This window comes from Microbacterium sp. 13-71-7 (assembly GCF_002257455.1).
GTDB lineage: Bacteria > Actinomycetota > Actinomycetes > Actinomycetales > Microbacteriaceae > Microbacterium.
This window is the reverse complement of record NZ_NCKN01000377.1, coordinates 1-2,299: the sequence shown is the minus strand read 5'-3', so window position 1 is coordinate 2,299 and position 2,299 is coordinate 1. Positions and strand designations below refer to the sequence as shown.

The following is a 2,299-nucleotide window of genomic DNA, read 5'->3' as shown; positions in this document are numbered from 1 at the left end:
TTTCGGCCGCCGCGAGGGCGAGTCCGTAGGCGATCTTCGAGCGACGTTCCATGTGCGACTCCTGTGTCGAGGACGCTGGCGTCCTATGCGGGTTGCCGACCATCTTGACACGGTGCGGTTACCGCCGTGTAACGGGAAGTGCCCCCCGGGCGTCTCGGTTCGGTATCGGCGTTCGCCTCACCGCGGAATCCCGCGGTTCTCATGCGTCGCGGAACCGCCAGAACGTCTGGAATACGAGACGATGACTCGCACAACCGTTCCGGAGCGCCCGATCCTTGCGCCCTGCCGGCGGCTCAGACCTCGAAGTCGACCGCCGAGCGCCCGCCCGAGACCGAGCGCACGTAGCCCACGACCTCCTGATGCGCGGGGTGCACCTGATACGCGTCCAGGCCCGCGGCGTCGTCGAAGTCCGCGATCAGCGTCACGTCCCAGTTGCCCTCGATCGCGAGCGTGTTGACGCCCGTCGTGAGCGCGCGGATCGACGGCACGACGCCGACGAGACCCTCCAGCCGGGAGGCGACCCCCGCGGCGTGCTCCGCACGCTCGGCCGGATCGGTCGCCGCCATCTTCCAGGTCACCACGTGCCGCAGCGTCATCGCTCTTCTCCTGCTTCCTGTGCGTCGGCGGTCACTTCCACCGAGTCGTCTGGCGCATCAGCGTCGTCTGCGGCCCGCCCCGAATCCTCCGCCGGGGAGGCCGACCCTGCGTTCGATGCCGCGGCCTTCTCGGCGAGGGCGTCGCGCAGCCGATCCGGCGAGATCCGCCAGTGGCCGTGCAGCTCGCCGTCGATGAGGAGCACGGGGATCTTCTCCCAGTACTTCTCGTACAGGGCGGGGTCGTCGAGGATCGACAGCTCCGTGATCTCCATGTCCTCGGCGAGCGCGTCCGGCAGCTCGGCGACGACCGCGTCGACCACGTCGGAGGCCACGTCGCACAGGTGGCAGTCGGGCTTGCCGATCAGGGTCAGCGCGATCACGGCGCCGGCGTCTCGATCGCGCGCCCCTCCGCGATCCACTCCGCGGTGCCGCCCTCGACGTTCGTGGCGTCGTAGCCGCGCGCCTCGAGCGCCTCGACAACGCGCGCCGAGCGCCCGCCGAGCTGGCAGATCACGTCGAACGCCCCGTCCGGGAGTTCGTGCAGCAGGTCCCCGATCTCGGACATCGGCAGGTTCACCGCTCCGGGGACGTGCCCCGCGGCGAACTCGCTCCTCTCGCGCACGTCGATGAGGGGCGTCTCGGTGCGCTCTGCCAGCTGGGCGACGGTGATCGTCTTCATGGATCCGATTCTTCCAGACGTCGGATCCCCCGGGCGCGCCGAGCCGGATCCCTCCCCCGCAGCCCGGATCCGTCAGCCCAAATCCCGCAGCCCGCAGCCCGCAGCCCGCAGCCCGCAGCCCGCGCCAGGGGACGACGAAGCCGGGAATGCACGAAGCCCGGAATGCACGAAGCGCCCCGGCGATCCGAAGATCGGGGGCGCTCAGTGACTTGCGCGTTCGGCGCGGCCGCTTACTTCTTGTTGCGGCGCTGGTGGCGAGTCTTGCGAAGCAGCTTGCGGTGCTTCTTCTTCGCCATGCGCTTGCGGCGCTTCTTGATGACAGAACCCACGGAAACCTCACTAAGTCAGGGGCTGGGCGTCGCACACGGACGACGCCCGGGATCGGGGCACGGAAAATGCCTCGCAACAGTCTAGCGCACGGCACCGCCGACGCTGACGCGCAAGCGCGCCGACCGTCCCCGACCGGCCAGCACGGCGCTCAGCCGACGTCGGCGATCGGCTTCTGCAGGGCGGCTGTGACCGCGGATTCCGGCACGCGATAGCTGCGGCCGAAGCGGATCGCGGGCAGCTCCCCCGCATGCACCAGCCGGTATACGGTCATCTTGGACACGCGCATGATCGCCGCCACCTCGGCGACGGTCAGGAACTTCACGTCCGGCAGTTGTTCGGGCATCCCCATCTACCCCCCTCTCCGTCGCGCGACCTGCGCGGCGGGTTGCGATAACTGTAGGGGCTGCTGGCGACACGTGTAAACCCGTGTGAACGGTGTGGCAGGGGATCCTCAGACCGCCGCGGATCGCGCGAGGCGCTCCGCGGCGTCCTTGCGCACCTGGCGCTCGTTCTTCTGCGCCGCCCGCAGCGCCTTCTCCGCGTCGCGCACGCTCTTCGCCGCCGCGCGCACCCGCTTGTCGGCGGCGAGCGCCGGATCCTCGGGGACGAACACGCGAGGAGTCCGCGGCTCGTCCGGCCGGGCGGCGGCGACACGGTCGATGTGGGCGGCGATCCCGTCGAGCAGGCGCTCGAT

General features: G+C 70.1%; 4 protein-coding genes and 2 pseudogenes. All 6 read right to left on the bottom strand.

Annotated features, from left to right (window positions below):
- Positions 1-293 precede the first annotated feature (293 nt).
- Positions 294-596, bottom strand: coding sequence for a Dabb family protein (locus tag B7X32_RS20455; RefSeq protein WP_292723974.1), 303 nt, complete (start codon positions 594-596; stop codon positions 294-296).
- 125 nt (positions 597-721) lie between these two features.
- Positions 722-976 (bottom strand): annotated as a pseudogene (locus B7X32_RS20450) (glutaredoxin family protein); the annotation flags it as partial.
- Positions 973-1,275, bottom strand: a complete 303-nt coding sequence (locus tag B7X32_RS20445) for a rhodanese-like domain-containing protein (protein ID WP_292723972.1) — start codon at positions 1,273-1,275, stop codon at positions 973-975. The pseudogene B7X32_RS20450 and the gene B7X32_RS20445, both read right to left, overlap by 4 nt.
- 230 nt (positions 1,276-1,505) lie before the next feature.
- A complete protein-coding gene (locus B7X32_RS20440) occupies positions 1,506-1,604 on the bottom strand; it encodes an AURKAIP1/COX24 domain-containing protein (protein ID WP_003792170.1) in 99 nt (32 codons plus the stop codon).
- A gap of 149 nt (positions 1,605-1,753) precedes the next feature.
- Entirely contained in the window at positions 1,754-1,948 is a 195-nt protein-coding gene (locus tag B7X32_RS20435) for a helix-turn-helix domain-containing protein (protein WP_045272966.1), read from the bottom strand.
- A gap of 108 nt (positions 1,949-2,056) precedes the next feature.
- Positions 2,057-2,299: pseudogene (locus tag B7X32_RS20430) on the bottom strand (TetR/AcrR family transcriptional regulator); the annotation flags it as partial.